The organism is Butyrivibrio sp. XB500-5 (assembly GCF_003625505.1).
Taxonomy (GTDB): Bacteria; Bacillota; Clostridia; order Lachnospirales; family Lachnospiraceae; genus Butyrivibrio.
Window position 1 is genome coordinate 892981 of the sequence record NZ_RAIS01000001.1, and the last position, 15175, is coordinate 908155.

The 15175-nt window shown below is 41.9% G+C and carries 12 protein-coding genes and 1 tRNA gene; 3 read left to right on the top strand and 10 right to left on the bottom strand.

What is annotated here, in order from left to right:
- Nucleotides 1–61: 61 nt before the first annotated feature.
- Nucleotides 62–1327, bottom strand: a complete 1266-nt coding sequence (locus D6856_RS04095; protein WP_120655880.1) for a 6-phosphofructokinase — start codon at nucleotides 1325–1327, stop codon at nucleotides 62–64.
- A gap of 296 nt (nucleotides 1328–1623) precedes the next feature.
- Between D6856_RS04095 and D6856_RS04100 the strand changes: the two genes are divergently transcribed.
- A complete protein-coding gene (locus D6856_RS04100) occupies nucleotides 1624–2136 on the top strand; it encodes a CAP domain-containing protein (protein WP_120685836.1) in 513 nt (170 codons plus the stop codon).
- Between the two features lie 2 nt (nucleotides 2137–2138).
- Here the strand turns inward: D6856_RS04100 and D6856_RS04105 are convergent, their stop codons facing one another.
- The 5 genes from D6856_RS04105 to glmS all read right to left on the bottom strand — a co-directional run bounded on the left by D6856_RS04105 (nucleotide 2139) and on the right by glmS (nucleotide 8287).
- On the bottom strand, nucleotides 2139–3428 hold the full coding sequence (locus tag D6856_RS04105) for an O-antigen ligase family protein (protein WP_120685837.1): 1290 nt from the start codon (nucleotides 3426–3428) through the stop codon (nucleotides 2139–2141).
- Between the two features lie 147 nt (nucleotides 3429–3575).
- Nucleotides 3576–4220 (bottom strand): hypothetical protein, encoded by a 645-nt coding sequence (locus D6856_RS04110; RefSeq protein ID WP_120685838.1) that lies wholly within the window; start codon nucleotides 4218–4220, stop codon nucleotides 3576–3578.
- Between the two features lie 153 nt (nucleotides 4221–4373).
- Complete coding sequence (locus D6856_RS15310) at nucleotides 4374–5723, bottom strand: nucleotidyl transferase AbiEii/AbiGii toxin family protein (RefSeq protein ID WP_158588818.1); 1350 nt, start codon at nucleotides 5721–5723, stop codon at nucleotides 4374–4376.
- Nucleotides 5723–6319, bottom strand: a complete 597-nt coding sequence (locus tag D6856_RS04120) for a type IV toxin-antitoxin system AbiEi family antitoxin domain-containing protein (protein ID WP_120685839.1) — start codon at nucleotides 6317–6319, stop codon at nucleotides 5723–5725. The genes D6856_RS15310 and D6856_RS04120 overlap by 1 nt, the downstream gene beginning before the upstream one ends.
- Before the next feature lie 144 nt (nucleotides 6320–6463).
- Nucleotides 6464–8287: a glutamine--fructose-6-phosphate transaminase (isomerizing) gene (glmS, locus tag D6856_RS04125; protein WP_120685840.1), complete on the bottom strand. Its 1824-nt coding sequence runs from the start codon at nucleotides 8285–8287 to the stop codon at nucleotides 6464–6466.
- Nucleotides 8288–8411: 124 nt separating this feature from the next.
- Between glmS and D6856_RS04130 the strand changes: the two genes are divergently transcribed.
- Together D6856_RS04130 and D6856_RS04135 are read left to right on the top strand one after the other, a co-directional pair.
- Nucleotides 8412–9362, top strand: a complete 951-nt coding sequence (locus D6856_RS04130) for an SGNH/GDSL hydrolase family protein (protein ID WP_207667262.1) — start codon at nucleotides 8412–8414, stop codon at nucleotides 9360–9362.
- Nucleotides 9363–9460: 98 nt separating this feature from the next.
- Nucleotides 9461–9533, top strand: a tRNA-Thr gene (locus tag D6856_RS04135).
- 245 nt (nucleotides 9534–9778) lie between these two features.
- Here D6856_RS04135 and D6856_RS04140 read toward each other — a convergent pair.
- The 4 genes from D6856_RS04140 to D6856_RS04155 are packed head-to-tail and all read right to left on the bottom strand — an operon-like array spanning nucleotide 9779 to nucleotide 15171.
- The gene (locus tag D6856_RS04140) at nucleotides 9779–10558 is read right to left on the bottom strand and encodes an ABC transporter ATP-binding protein (RefSeq protein WP_120685842.1); all 780 of its coding nucleotides are present in this window, start codon (nucleotides 10556–10558) and stop codon (nucleotides 9779–9781) included.
- 1 nt (nucleotide 10559) lies between these two features.
- Complete coding sequence (locus D6856_RS04145; protein ID WP_120685843.1) at nucleotides 10560–11585, bottom strand: FecCD family ABC transporter permease; 1026 nt, start codon at nucleotides 11583–11585, stop codon at nucleotides 10560–10562.
- A gap of 43 nt (nucleotides 11586–11628) precedes the next feature.
- On the bottom strand, nucleotides 11629–13407 hold the full coding sequence (locus D6856_RS04150) for an ABC transporter ATP-binding protein (protein ID WP_120685844.1): 1779 nt from the start codon (nucleotides 13405–13407) through the stop codon (nucleotides 11629–11631).
- The gene (locus D6856_RS04155) at nucleotides 13408–15171 is read right to left on the bottom strand and encodes an ABC transporter ATP-binding protein/permease (protein WP_120685845.1); all 1764 of its coding nucleotides are present in this window, start codon (nucleotides 15169–15171) and stop codon (nucleotides 13408–13410) included. It abuts the gene before it with no gap.
- Nucleotides 15172–15175 lie beyond the last annotated feature (4 nt).

Sequence of the window (15175 nt, forward strand, 5' to 3'; positions counted from 1 at the left end):
GAGGAATTATTCCTCAGAGCTCTCCACTTAACTCAATCCGTAATTCAATTTACCGGTAATATCACACAGCCTCGGCGATAACGAGGTGTCTGGGAAGTCCGCCTGAAATGATCGGCATCATCTCGCCGAAAATAAGAGGACGGGCATACTTGTCAAACTGCTCCGTAAGGCCGCAGCCGTCGGGTGTTATCCACTCGTCGGGGATCATCTTCTCGCAGTTGGCAATAGAGTGTATGTCGTAGGTTCCGTAAGTGCAGATGTAAGGGCAATCGCTGCTCCACTCTTCCTTACCGAAGTCCTGGTACATAGCTCTCTTCATGATGATCATCTTGCCGGTCTCACCCGCAACGGCAGCATTAAGAGCTTCATAGCCGCACTGATAAGCCTCTCTTACGTCTGTAAGTGATGCCATGTGAGAAGCTGCTCTCTGAAGAGTGCTGAGCTCAACGGTTCTTGTACGTAAGCCAAGCTCTGCACTTAATTTGTCGGCAAGTACCTTGCAAGCTGCGCTCATCTGCTTATGACCGAATGTATCCGTTGCAACTTTGCCTCCGAGCTCGCACACATATGTGCCGTCGGCAAGTTTGATTCCCTCTGAAATTACAATAAGTACAGGCTTACCTTTGGAAGAGAGTTCCTTCATCTGCTCCATGAACTTGTCCATGTCAAAAGGTCTCTCCGGAAGAAAGATTGCATCGGGTCCCGAGCAATCATCAGATTTGGATAAAGATGCCGCTGCCGCAAGCCATCCCGCATTTCTTCCCATGATCTCTACGATAACGGTTGCAGGATTTCTTTTGTCAGCTGCCTGATTGTCTCTGATCAGCTCTTTTACGCTGGTCGCTATATATTTGGCTGCAGAACCAAAGCCGGGGCAATGATCGGTGATAGGAAGATCATTGTCTATTGTCTTGGGTATGCCGATAAAACGCTGGGATTTACCCTTTTCTTTTGCATAATCCGACAACTGCATGATTGTATCCATTGAATCGTTGCCACCGATATAGAAAACCATATCGATATTGTTCTTCTCAAGAACATCGAAGATCTTGATGTAGTCAGCTTCATTCTTACTTGCTACAGGAAGCTTGTATCTGCATGTTCCGAGCACCGCTGCAGGCGTTCTCTTAAGCAATTCCACATTGGTCGTATCCGATAAGTAATTATCCAGATCGACGATGTGTCCGTTAATAAGACCTTCAATACCATGGAGCATACCGAATACCTTTGGTGCTCCGAGTTCCTTGGCGCGTACATAAGCGCCGGCCACAGACGCATTGATAGCGGCCGTAGGCCCACCTGACTGTCCGATTATGACGTTATTCATGAGTCCCTCCCAACTTAAGTAGATTTTTGTGTAGTTTCTTTTTATATATCACGGATCTAACCCGCAATTTTCACACAACTAAGATAATAATGCCAAAGGCTCCCTCAAATAACAAGTCTTGACTTTTCCGGCGTTTTTTCTCCTGTCTAAAAAGTTTATAGATTTTTATTATTTATTTATTTGATTTGGGTACAAAAACGACCTTATCATTAATCTAGGATAAGAAAAAAGTTTGTAAATGGGGATCGTAACTACAGTCAGCTAACATCATAGTCAGGCACAAATAGGTGTAAGCTATGAAAAAGACATTACGAATAATCCCGGCTCTCTTAATAATCACATACCTTGCCTCAACATTCGAAGGCAGCGCATACGCAAAAAGCGCCAATCCACCTGATATTTACGACATTATAATGCTTCAGAAAATTAATTCGTTTAGAGAAGAAAACGGACTGCCTGCTCTGGAACTAAACGATGATCTTCTGGATGTCGCCGATGTGCGCCTAAACGAGCTCCCGGTTAATTTCGATCATACAAGGCCAAACGGAGAGAGCTACAAGACAGTATATACAGAGCTTGGACTTACGGATAAATATGAGCGCGGAAGCGAGAACATCGCCAAGATTCTTGATGATTGGGATTTTGAAAACGAAAACGGCGACGAATATGTTGAATATATCTTTGAAGCATACGTAAACAGCGACAGCCACCGTGAGAACATGCTTAAGCCATACTGGAAATACTACGGCAGCGGATTCCTGACCAATTACAACGGTAATTGCTACCAGATACAGGTATTTGCAAAATAAGATCATTCTTTCTCTTTGGACACGCACATTGCAAGATATATAAAGAACATCGGCGTAGCACATACTATAGAAAAATTACACAGAGAATAGATTATATAAGAGATAGCTGAAGCAAAGGCTATCTCTTTATTTCTTTTTCCGAATCCTTCTCTGATAAAAGAGGACATGACGGTGTAGATCATGTATGTATAAGCCGCAAGCCCTATTATTCCTGTATTTATCAGGTAATCCAGATACTCGCTGTGCGCGGATGTAAGCGCCAGATCATTAAATCTGCTCGTAAAAGTGCTTAATCCGGATCTCGTTCCCAGATAATCGTTAAGCACATACATGTATCGATTCGGCCCAACTCCTATGAGTTTTTCCTTTAACGGCAAATTTTTGTACAGATCCATTGACAGATTCCATATATAGCCTCTTCCGTTTGCCATATCATCATGCCCGCTGACAAAAAACACCAACGAATAATATACGATCACAGCGATAACAAACGCCCATGGAAGGCTCTTTTTCGCAAAGGCTCGGACAGCGTCTTTTTCTGAAACCAGTGTCAAAAATCTGCGGATCAATACAAGGATAAAAACCGCAAACACAGTCATCATAAGCATGTTGGTCCCGCAAAAAGTAACCGCAGCCAAAGCGAGGATCAAATACATTCCGTATAGTATCCTCTCCAAAACATTTTCCGTCATGACATGCATATAGATAGCAATTGGAATGATTATGGCCATATATTCACTAAACCATCCGTAATTGCCCAGCGTTGACACATAAAGGCTGTACTTGGGATTGGCGCCCTGCTCATACATATTAAGCAGATCTATCCCCGCCCTGTTGATAAGTGCCAGAGCGATAGGAAATATCGATGTTGCCACAATATAATGAAATATCCACTTGGGTGTTATAAGAAATCTTGAAATATAGAAATACGACAGGATCATCAAGGTAATCGACAGAGCGCCCATTCCGAAGCCGGATACTCCGTAGAAGGATTCATTAATATGCCCTGACAAAAGAGCTGACAAAACAACCGCCGCACCGAAAACGGCCATGGCGATATCCGTTCTTAAAAACTTGATCTTTGGTTCTTTGGTGGTCTCGATATTTCTTTTACCAAAATCTTCGATAAGGGAAACAAGGCAAAAGAGTGCCAGAGACAAGCCACAGATAAAATAAAAGGCCTGTATCTTGTGTACGCTAAGATCATGAAAAGTTCCTTTGTTAAAGATTGGTATCAGTAAGAATATCGCCAGAACATAAAAACAAGCGATGAGATTTTTACTCTTTTTCATAAGCCCCCTCAAATAAAAAAGAAATATCTGCCAAATTTAAGTCCAATCAACATGAAACCGGGTCCCGCTCCATGTCATTAGCGAAACCCGGCATTTAAGCTCTATATTAATTTTACTCGCGTTAAGTGCGCTTTACAACAAATAGTGTTATCTCTTAATGAGCGCGTACATAACATTTGCGGAAGATGCCTGCTGTACGTTTGCTGTAGCGGCATTGGCATTGGTGCTCACATTGTCATATACAGTGTACGCACCGCCTGCATATACGGCTACGATTGAATAGCTTGCACCTTCGGTGCGGAAATTAGCGGGTATTCCTATGCTGACAGAGCCTGCTGATGCATCTGTGCTCAAAGTAAATACGCCGTTTACCATCTTTCCGTAAGTAACATCTATGCAAGGACCAAGTGTTCCGCCAAGAGCATTTGCAGCGTTCTGCGCAACTGCGACAGCCGCAGCGCTCTTCTTAACGTCAGTGTCCATTACCTTTACAAAAGAGGTCTTTTCGGGAGCTGAAGCAGTAAATGCCACGCCCTGAACCTTCTTGGCAAGATAGTAGCCGTCTACGGAAGACTTAACGCCGGCAACAGTCTTATTTACGGGAGATATAGCCTCGGCAATAAGCTCTTCTCTTTCTCTCTCCACTCTTGCCTGCCTAGCCTTCTCATTTAATTCTTCCTGTGAAGGTTCCTCGGCAGATGCTGCCGCGATAGCACTTGAGAACGGAGCCGATATAAGTGCTCCTACCAGACCTGCAACTACTACATACTTCAAGATTTTTCTAAAATCCATCGCACATTCCTCCTCATTGCGAAAATCAAAATAGAAATGTTTGTGTTTTAGATAGTAGTCCCGCAAATTTATGTAGTCAATCAGGCGTAGCGATTATTTATAATCATTTTATTTCGTGGTTTTTTTGATTATATTTTGTTCAGATATTTTTTATTATTCGCCCAGTATATCCATCGCTCTGCGTATATCATTCTCGGTCAGTCCGACTTTTGGATCTGTCTTAACTTGATGTGCTTCAACAACAGCGTTATGAAGATCAAGGTCATCAAGGACAACCCAATTTGTATATTCTTTATTCAGTTTAAGCCATTGCAGGATTTCCTCGGCTTTTACGAGGCTGAATTTCTTAGTCTTTCTGATCTCTTCCGTCGTCAAGTCAGGCGTTACTCCGCTAATCCGGATTCCTTCTTTTTCCAACGAGCTCACCAGGTATTCCGCCTCAGGTCTTGTTGGGTTCATTTCATCATCAAACCAAAAGCGCCATCCCGAGTGAAGAATAATCGTAGCATCCGTCTCTTTTACAAGCTTTGCAAGAAGTGCAACCGCCTTGGAATCCACCAACTTGCCATCGCTTATCTCTACGCCCGCACCATAATCGTTGTTATTCGAATTAAGAACTCCGTCTACATCGAGAAATACTGCTTTTTTCAAATAATCAACGACATGCGTTTTAAGTGATATCTCCTCAACTGTATCTAAAGTAGAATCAAAACTCACCTTCTCAGCGAATTTATTATTATCCTGATAATTCTTCCATAACGCTCTCAGTGGCTCATCTCGGCGCATGTCAACGCAAATATCCTTCCATTCACTAAGGATTTCTTCTGAGTCTCGTTTTTGCGATGTCCTTCGAATTGCCTTTTGTAATATGCCAAAATCTATATCCTCGGAATAAAGCTGATAGAAAACATGCAGATCATAAAAATCTCTTGCTCTGGTAGTTCCGATATTTCTCCGGATAATCGTCTCATACTTCTCAGCGAGAATCGTTTCACAGTTATAAGCTAAAACATCTATCTTATCATCATCTAAAATGGTTTTATAAGAGTAATTGATCGCTCCGGGGGTAATAACATCTCCTGTCGTGATATCAATCTTCATCTTATTTGCAATTTTCCCGTAAATAGCCGTGAAATATGCTCGATAGTTATTGTAGTCGTCATCTTCACGTATAGGCTCTAGCTTTTCAAATTCAAATTTTATTCCATCACCGATATCTATCTTCAATATTTGCTTGATTATCTTAGCTATTTCATCCTCAGCCATGCTGATTCCGTTAACCGTTGTATCCATATCCATTGTTGTTCGTTCCATAACTCCCAACATTGAAGAAATCAGCATTCCGCCTTTCAGAATAAAGTTTCTTGAATAATTTGATCGTGATAATCTTTCAAGTACCCTCTCAAGAAAAAACATTTGAAGTACTTCCTGCGGCATTAATCCCCGTTTTGCGGCGAAAGATCTTACCTGTCCTTTAAGCTGTTCCGGTGTTCTTTCTTTCACTACAGTACCTCCATGTACGTTCTTACTTTTTCTTCAATATTGAATTCTCTGGCATATTTTACAATCTTTCTCGGATTGCATTTCCCAGAAAAATACTCTCTCATAGCCTGTGAATATATCTGGGTATCCACTGATTTTTTATCTTTTATAAGATCACAAATACAGCGTTCATGATCGTATATTTTGACCGTATATCCCTGTGGAGTGGTAGCCTCAGTTATCCCCAATCCCCATATTTCTTTCTTGCAATAATGAAATCTTGTATTATCATAATCCCTTTTTATACGAGAGACATTATCCCCCTGAGGAACGGTTATATCGAGTTCATGAGGGACACGATCGGACAAGCCATGTAAATATAACGCCGTGCCATGTGAAAATATCAACTTTTCAGATCGGTTCTGTATCATGCGGAACTCATCAGGTTGATTGTCTGCCAATACATATCTTCCATGTGATTCCTTGATCAGCCACCCGTTAAGTAAGCATATATAAAGAAGAGTTCTCGTAAATCCTGCCTCTGCGAGTTCTTTAGCTGTAATAACTCCATCATGCAATTCAAATAATGATTTTAGCAATTCAACACTAATCTCCATAATGTATCACCGCCTTTCAAATAGTTCTTTAAAACCATTATATTAAAGAACGATTTGAAAGTAAACTAATTAATTAAATAAGCCATAAGAGTGAATATTACGCTCTTATGGCTCAATATAATCTATATTATCCAATATTGTCTATTACTCAACCGTAACAACCTTAGCGAGGTTTCTCGGCTTATCAACGTCAAAGCCCTTGGTGTAGGATGTGTAATAAGCAATGAGCTGCATTACAACAGCCGCAGGGAACGGCATGAACATATCGCTCATCTCGGGAAGGATAAATGTGTCATCCTCGGGTATGTTCATATCCTTGTAGAGAGACTCTTTTGTAATAAGGATCATGCTGGCACCACGTGACTGCACCTCTCTGATATTGGAGTATTCCTTGGATGCAAGTAAGCTCTGAGTTACAAGAGCAACTACAGGTACACCGTCTGTGATAAGTGCGATAGTTCCGTGCTTAAGCTCACCGGAAGCATATGCCTCTGAATGAACATATGAGATCTCTTTTAATTTAAGCGATCCCTCAAGAAGAAGTGAGTAATCAAGACCTCTACCGATCATGAATGCGTTATCTGCGTGAAGGAACTTGTTTGTCATCTTCTTTACAAATTCTTTTTTCTCTAAGATCTCCTCGATAGCATCGGGAACAGTCATAAGTTCATCAAGGTAAGCCTTCATCTCTTCGGGCTCGAGCATACCGTTAAGTCTGGCGGTATGAATCGCAAGCAGATAGAATATCGAAATCTGGCTTGTAAATGCCTTGGTACTTGCAACCGCAATCTCAGGACCTGCCTGTGTATAAATGCAATAATCACTGTTATCGGCAATTGTAGATCCCTTTACATTAACTATAGAAAGAACCTTGGCGCCTCTCTTCTTGGCATACTTGATAGCCTCGAGAGTATCGATTGTCTCACCTGACTGAGAAACGGCGATAACAAGAGTTCCGGGCTTGATAACAGGATTGGTATAAGTAAACTCGGAAGCAACAGCAACATCGGTGTGGATGTTGGCAAGAGTATGGAAAAGCTGCTGTCCGATAAGTCCCGCATGCATGGCAGTTCCGCAGGCGATAACGATAATATTCTGATTTTCCCTGAAAAGAGAATGAGGAATACCCTCAGCTGTAAATGTTGTTCTTCCGTCTACTATATGAGGCATGATAGTGTCTCTGATAGCGTCGGGCTGCTCGTGGATCTCTTTTTCCATATAAAAAGCATATCCGCCCTTGCCGCCACGGCTGGTATCCCAGTCGATAGTCATAAGCTGAAGAGGTACCTCGTGCTTCTTCTCATCGTGTACCACGATACCCTTGGATGAAAGGCATGCGATGTGATACTCGGGAAGGAAAGCATACTCCTTGGCATGAACGCCGAGTGCCGCAACGTCTGAAGCAAGCATAGCGCCGTGCTCGGTCATGGCAACAACGATAGGGCTTACGTTACGAGCCGCATAGATCTTGCCCGGCTGATCAGCAAAAAGAACCGCAAAAGCAAATGTTCCCTTTAAAACGCTGATAGTTGATCTGATAGCCTTCTCTGCGTCTCCGTCATAGAAGTGATCCATGATCGCAGCAGCTACCTCTGTATCTGTCTCTGAAACGAGCTTATCCTTAAGATTGTATTCCTTAATAAGCTCCTTGTAGTTCTCTATAATTCCGTTGTGTACGAGAGTTACTCTTCCCTGATTGTGAGGGTGAGCATTGGCATCACTGACACCGCCGTGTGTAGCCCAACGTGTATGTCCGATACCTGCGCATGCCTCTTCTGTATCTCCGGCAGTAATCTCTCTTAACTTGGATACACGGCCCGCAACCTTCTTGACGAAAGGCGCATCAGCCTCACCGGGGAAAAGAGCTATTCCCGCACTGTCATATCCTCTGTATTCCAAAAGTTCAAGTGAATCAAGAAGTATCTCTTTGGTACTTCTCTTACCAATATAACCGATAATTCCGCACATAATATCTCCTATTCGATTACCTTTTATTCAACTGATTTATTATAAAAGTTTGTTACTTTACAGTCAAATTTGACATCAAAATGATCATCATGTAAAATGCATAGGAATTATGGAATTTAATGTTATGAAGAAAAAAACTATCGAAAAAACAAACAACTTAATAGTGAAAAGCCCCTTTGTAGCAGCATTTGCCATGATATTCGCTTTAGGATTTCTGGCAAGCGGAACAGTATGTATTGCAGAAGAAAACCCTGACACCGCTTCCGAAGTTGCACCGGCTCCCTTAGAGGTAGCCGCACCTGAAACGAACCCTGAAGGACAGCCACAGCCTGAAGATGCAGCAGCTTATGCAGTATCTACTCCTTTTGCGGTCACTAAATTTGAAACTCCCGTTACCATGTACGTCACCGAGACCATCAACGTACGCGACGGAGCGGGTACAGAATACAATCCGATCGGTAAACTCGGTTGGGGTAATTGTGTTTCTGTTACCGGAACAACCGACAACGGTTGGTATGAGATTGATTACAACGGCACTGTTGCATATATAATAAGTAATTACGTGTCACAGGATATTCCCGGTATCCCATATCTTTTTGTGGGTGATTCAAGAACAGTACAGCTTCAGATGGCTGTAGGTTCCAATGAAAAAGCTTATGTAGCCAAGGTCGGCGAGGGCTACTACTGGTTTAAGAACACAGCAATGCCTCAGATTCAGGCAAGCGCCGGCGCGGGCACAACAATGGTCATCAACTTCGGTGTAAATGACCTTGCAAACGCTTCCAAGTACATCAATCTTGTAAACAGCAACATCGATGCATGGGAAGCACAGGGTATTACGGTTTACTACGCTGCGGTAACTCCCGTAGGTGATTGTTCTACAGTATCCAACGAACAGATCGAGAAGTTCAACGCAAGACTTCAAAGAGAACTCGATCCTCGTATAAAATGGATCGACGGCTACAGTTTCCTTAAGCAGAACGGATTTTCCGCTTCTGACGGGCTTCATTACAACCGTTCAACTTACAAGAATCTTTACTCCTACTACATGTCGGTAATAGGAACAGACGTATAAAATGATGGGTGGACCAAAGCTTACGGTCCACCCATTTTTCAATTGACAAGCCTATATTCTATTGCTACAATAATGTTCGTGGCTCTGATGAGTCCCAAGCTGTTGTAGCACAGTCGGTAGTGCGTCGCATTGGTAGTGCGGAGGTCACGGGTTCGATTCCCGTCAGCAGCTTTAATGATATAGGTGTCGTAATTAAAACAGTCCACTTCATGCTCGCATGAAAGTGGACTGCTTTTAATTTACGACCCGAACAATAATGAGGAAGTAGCACGATAGTGCGGATTCCGAATTATTGCAGAATTGCGAGAGCTGCTTTAGCAGCGAAGCAATTCGTATATCATTAAAGCGTATATACATCTCAAACAAAAATCCCACCCCATGCAGGATTGCGAAAACAGCGTTAGCTGTGGAGCAATTCAACCTATTGCCTTGTTATAGAGAATATGTATTGCCCCGTTCTTATCCTTCATCACATCGGCATCTATTTTGAACACTTTTGCGAGAAGCTCTTTGGTTATTATCTCTCCCGGCACTCCGTGGGCAACTATGCTTCCCTTGTCTATAACATATAATTCATCACAATAATTCGCCGCCAGATTAAGCTCATGAAAAACAGCGATGACTGTCTTTCCGATATTTTTTATCAGATCCGTTATTGCCCACTGATAATGAACATCAAGATGGTTGGTAGGCTCATCAAGTATAAAAATCTCCGTGTCTTGAGCAATTGATCTTGCGATCATGACTCTCTGCTTTTCGCCCCCGGATAGCTCCGAATATGACCTGTCGATCATCTTATCCATCCCTACATATTTAAGTGATTGAATAACAATGTCCCTGTCTTCTCTGGTATCTGCTTCAAACATCTTCCGATATGGTATTCTTCCCATCATTACCATTTCATAAATGCTGTAAGAAAAATCCGTATTGTGTTCCTGCTTCATCACAGTCATTTCTTTTGCACTTTCTCTGTATGAAAAGGAATGAATATCTTTACCGTTCAAAAACACAACTCCCTCTTTGGGATCTATTGCTCTATATATGTGCTTTAGAGTCGTGGTTTTACCGCTTCCGTTTGGTCCTATCACTCCTATCATTTTTCCCTTTGGAACCGACAAGGTCACTTTTTTTAAGATAGGATGACTCCCTATGCTGTAATCAAGGCTGTTCACGGATATCTTAATATCTTTTCCCATATTACATCTTTCCTCCGTTCTTACGATACAGGAGCCATGCAAAAAACGGTCCGCCACAAAATGCCGTAAATATTCCTATTGCCATCTCCTGAGGTGCCATGATCGTTCTTGCAAGAATGTCCATCCACAGAAGGAAAATACCTCCCCCTATAAAACATATGGGAAGCGTCTTTCTGTGATCAGACCCGATTATGCTTCTTACTATATGAGGAATTATAAAACCAACAAATCCTACCAGTCCTGCTGCCGAGACTATTATTCCCGTTATAAAAGAAACAGCGATTATAGTTCTCTTTTTTATCTGTCTGGCATCTATTCCAAGGCTTATCGCAGTCTCGTCCCCAAGAGACATTGCATTATACGCTCTTGCATTTAAGAAAAGGTAAACAAAACCGATCACTACGCCAACGCAAGGTATAAGCAGATTGTTCCACCGTGCACCCGCAAGGCTTCCCATCATCCACATGGTTACACTTCTGATAGCAGAATTGCTGTCCATCATTGAAATAAAAAACTGCGAAACCGCATTTAAGATAACAGAGACCGTCATACCCGCCAGCACAAGCCTGTTATTATTCCGTCCCGTCATTCCTATCTTATACACCATTATCATTGATAGCATTGCTCCCGCAAAAGCAAATATAGGAATAACAAAACTCACATATACAAGGGATGCGGCAAAAAAATAAACTCCTGTAACAGTCGCGGATGCTCCGCTTGAGACTCCTAAAATATAAGGCTCCGCAAGCACATTTTGTGTTATGGCCTGCATCGCTACTCCCGCAACAGCAAGACCTCCGCCAACCGCAACTGCAAGAATAGCTCTGGGGAACCTCAGATCCCATATTATCTTTACCATCACATCCTCTGTAGCCCCTTCATAAAGACCAAACAGCTTATTAACGATTATGTGATAGGTATCAAGCCAGGTAACCCCGGCTGTTCCGACACTCATGGCAAAAATGAAGCTTACCACTATGATAAACAACATTAGTATGCCTATGATAATAAATCTGTTTTTTTTCATCTTATTCTCTCAATTCGCTTTATGTATCTTTTTCAGTTACTATTTATGACGCTTCTTCGGATGCTATCAGTTTTCTGAAATCCTCATTGTTTGCGATAAGGTCATCAAATTTTCCTTCCTCATCCACACATCCGTCTTTTATAAACATGACTCTGTCCGCACTTCTGATGGTTGATATTCTGTGCGCGATCATTATAGTTGCTCTTCCTTTTTTTAGGTTCTCTATTCCCATGTTTATTATTCTCTCATTCTCCGCATCCAGGTTGGCAGAAGCTTCATCAAGAACAAGAATAGGAGAATCTTTAAGCATTGCTTGTGCTATTGCTATTCTTTTCTTTTCTCCTCCGGAAAGCCTAAGTCCGTGTTCCCCCAAAGTCGTTTGATATCCATCTGTCAATTTTTCTATAAACTTGTCTGCTCCAGCAAGCTGCGCAGCCTTCTTCATCTGTTCCCTCGTACATCCGGGAGCCGCCATCATTATATTGTTCTCAACGGTGTCGGCAAAGATAAAAGCTTCCTGTGGTACCAAAGTGATCATCCTTTGCAGCTCCGAAAGCTTGTAATCTTTTATATCGAATCCCGCAACGAAAACGGATCCCCTGTCTGTGTCCCAAAATCTCAAAAGCAATTTTGAAATTGTAGATTTACCACAACCTGAAGCTCCGACTATTGCAACGGTTTCTCCTTTGTCCACATAAAAGCTTATGTCTTTAAGAACATCCGTCTTATCATCAGATACTTCCTCGGGATATCCAAACCCAACATGAGAAAGCTCGACATAATGCTTATTGGAGTTGAGGTCATACTTTTCAAATGCTTCTTCCTTGGTAAGAGTTCCTTCATCCTTAACTGCAGGCTCGGTCTCAAGAAGGCCTACAACTCTTTTGGCCGCACCGAATATAAGTCCGTAATTATTACTCATATTCATAGCTTCCATGATGGGAACAAAAACTCCGGAAGACATTAAAAAGATGGGTAGCATGAACTTTGCCGGAATCGTTCCGTTTTTAACGAGAATCACCGTCAGAATATCAGCTACAAATCCGGCAATAGCCACAATAAGATTAAGGAGACTACTGTCAAATGCACTTCTTTTCTCATAAGTAAGAAATGCATTTTGATATTCTGTCTGACATTCTTTAAATCTTTTTAGATATTGCCCGTTCCATCCAAAACTCAGGATATCTCTAAGTCCCTGAACCCCATCAACTATCTCGGCACTGACCTTTCCGGCCGCACTCCTTACTTTGCTCCCCTGCTTATTCGCTTTTGCAGCCTGAAACTTTGGAATCATAAGCATTGATATTATAAAAGGAATGATCGCAACAGGTATCCATGCCGAAAACATGCCCATTGACAGCAGCATGATAACCGGAACACAAAAAGCTACGACAAGCTGAGCTATAACATGTGCATAGAACCATTCCAAAAGCTCAACATCTTCAATTATCGTACTTATATAATCACCGCTTTGCTTTCCCATCATGGCTGCCGGTGAAAGCTCACTTATCTTGTCATAGGTCAAATCTCTTAATTTGGTAAGTATCCTGTAAGTGACGTCATGAGACACCAAGATATCAAGATAAGAAAAAACGGCATCCGCAATTATCAATCCGATGAGCAACGCAAGAAGCCCTTTGATCATATTAAGATCTTGTAGGAATACTTTACTTATCATCAAAGACATTACAAATGATATTCCCAAGGGCAATATAATAAAAATAAGGTTACACATTATGGCTATGAACAGAAAAAAACCATACCCTTTTATATATCTGCCTAATCTTACGGCGTATTCTATTCGTGAATGTTCTTTTCCCACTTATGCGATCCCTCCTTGTAAATTTGCTTCCCACTGCGAACCCATAAGCTTTTGGTATGTATGATTGTTTTGGGAAAGCTCACTGTGAGTTCCTTTCGCCTCAATCTCTCCATCCGAAAGGATGCATATACAATCCGCATTCTGTATCGTTGACAACCTGTGAGCTATCACAAGTACCGTCTTTCCTTTTATGAGCTTTTCTATACTCTCCTGAATCTCTCTTTCATTTTTTCTGTCAAGAGATGACGTTGCTTCATCCAGTATCAATATTGGAGTGTTCCTTAGAAATGCCCTTGCTATAGCTATCCTTTGTTTTTCACCTCCGGAAAATCTCATTCCGTCTTCTCCCAGTTGCGTATCATATCCCTTTGGAAGTGATTCTATAAGTTCATGAATATTGGCCTGTTTGGCTGCCCATACTATTTCCTCGTCCGTGGCGGATGGCTTTCCTACCGAAATATTATCTCTTACACTTCCGGAAAAGAAATGTCCCTCTTGCCACACAACGGATACAAGCTTTTGGAGATCTCCTACATTGTCCATCGTTATCGTTTTATCACCAATCTTGAGCTTACCTTTTGTCACCTCATAAAAGCCCGAAAGAATATTCCCCACTGTACTTTTGCCGCTTCCGGAATGCCCTACCAAGGCCGTAACCGTACCGCTCTTTAAAGTAAGATTGATATTCTTAAGCACATCTCCATCCTCTTCGTTATAAGCAAAACTTACGTTTTCAAAATGTATATCCTCGTCAAAGCTTTTCTCTGTACATGTCTCGCTTATCTTCCCCCGCCTCATATAGTTATCCGTGGCATTCATAAGATCCACTATTCCCTGTGAAGCTGTAATACCTTTATATCCCACGTGCCATGCTGGAATAAGATTAAGCATGGGAGCAAACCAAGCTCCTATAAAGAACATCACATAGATGAGAACATCTGGATCGAGTCTTCCGGAAAATGCCAAATAGGCTGCCACTGCAGGGCAAAGTGCAATCCCTATTCTGCCGAAAAGTTCAAGCAATCCGTTTTCGATCATAGATACTTTGAGCTGCGCCATAACAGTTTTTCTCAGCACTTCCCCGGAAGCATGAATTTTGTTTTTCTGTTTGCCGTCGGCCCTGAATGCTTTAAGTGTGACAATTCCCTGAATTCCCTCGAGGCAATCCGAATAGTATTGCTCTTCGGCATCCCATTCTTTTTTGCCTCTCTTGCTCATAGCTTTATAAAATGACATGGGACAGACAAGTATTCCGGCCATTGCAATTATTCCAACAAATGCGACTGTCACATTTATTCTCATGATAAAAGCGCACAGCACGGCAGCATTTAGAAGTCCCGACACCGCAACAGGTATGTACGCGGTATAATAATTTCCGAGCCATTCAACTTTATTAAAAATAGTTGTGGCCACTGCTCCCGTCTGTTTATCAGCCATATATTCGGGCCCGAGCATAAACAGCTTTTCTATAAGCCGTGTCCTTACTTTCTCTTTTATCTTTACGCCGCATTTTGCTGCCGTTACACTCTTAATCCTCAATATCACATATTGTATCAATATAAGCGCAAACAGTATCACAAAAAGAATCTGTGGCTCAAGCACATCATATCTGCCTTCAGTTCCAAGTACTTTTCTTATTATCATCGCTGTGCAAAAAGATATTCCGGTGGAGATCATAACAAATATAATGTTCCACATACAGGTTATAAATATTTCTTTTCCTGTTCCTTTCGCCAGCTTGATAAGTGCCTTATTAATAAACATTTTT

What these genes read in the sequence shown, in the direction of transcription:
- D6856_RS04095 (WP_120655880.1), bottom strand. Translation starts at nt 1,327, where the DNA reads ATGAATAACGTCATAATCGGACAGTCAGGTGGGCCTACGGCCGCTATC.
- D6856_RS04100 (WP_120685836.1), top strand. Translation starts at nt 1,624, where the DNA reads ATGAAAAAGACATTACGAATAATCCCGGCTCTCTTAATAATCACATAC.
- D6856_RS04105 (WP_120685837.1), bottom strand. Translation starts at nt 3,428, where the DNA reads ATGAAAAAGAGTAAAAATCTCATCGCTTGTTTTTATGTTCTGGCGATA.
- D6856_RS04110 (WP_120685838.1), bottom strand. Translation starts at nt 4,220, where the DNA reads ATGGATTTTAGAAAAATCTTGAAGTATGTAGTAGTTGCAGGTCTGGTA.
- D6856_RS04120 (WP_120685839.1), bottom strand. Translation starts at nt 6,319, where the DNA reads ATGGAGATTAGTGTTGAATTGCTAAAATCATTATTTGAATTGCATGAT.
- glmS (WP_120685840.1), bottom strand. Translation starts at nt 8,287, where the DNA reads ATGTGCGGAATTATCGGTTATATTGGTAAGAGAAGTACCAAAGAGATA.
- D6856_RS04130 (WP_207667262.1), top strand. Translation starts at nt 8,412, where the DNA reads ATGAAGAAAAAAACTATCGAAAAAACAAACAACTTAATAGTGAAAAGC.
- D6856_RS04140 (WP_120685842.1), bottom strand. Translation starts at nt 10,558, where the DNA reads ATGGGAAAAGATATTAAGATATCCGTGAACAGCCTTGATTACAGCATA.
- D6856_RS04145 (WP_120685843.1), bottom strand. Translation starts at nt 11,585, where the DNA reads ATGAAAAAAAACAGATTTATTATCATAGGCATACTAATGTTGTTTATC.
- D6856_RS04155 (WP_120685845.1), bottom strand. Translation starts at nt 15,171, where the DNA reads ATGTTTATTAATAAGGCACTTATCAAGCTGGCGAAAGGAACAGGAAAA.